The sequence below is a fragment of the Mesorhizobium sp. WSM4809 genome (assembly GCF_055811655.1).
The window spans coordinates 1-240 of the sequence record NZ_JBVVQW010000089.1; the positions used below are offsets into that span (position 1 = coordinate 1).

Consider the following 240-nt stretch of genomic DNA (forward strand, 5'->3'; position numbering starts at 1 on the left):
GTAGTTAATCTAGCCATATCTGTAACCATCGGATAGTACTTTGCAACATCCTTTTCCGCTTTTGATCGATTAAATTGCACCGCTTCAATAATTACTGGTTTCTTTCTATATTTCATCTTTCTACCACCTCTTCCTCTGGCACAGCAAATGGCCAGTATCTTTCATCAATTGCTTTGATTTCTTGTTCGGTAAAACTTACTTGCTCGTAGTTACCTATAACATTTTCATTATTTGATAAAT

At 35.0% G+C, this 240-nt stretch carries 1 protein-coding gene; it reads right to left on the reverse strand.

Translation table 11 applies throughout. The features are described 5' to 3' along the window. Window positions 1-112: 112 nt before the first annotated feature. Window positions 113-217, reverse strand: coding sequence for a DUF1642 domain-containing protein (locus AC0L24_RS33960; RefSeq protein WP_473565112.1), 105 nt, complete (start codon window positions 215-217; stop codon window positions 113-115). Window positions 218-240 lie beyond the last annotated feature (23 nt).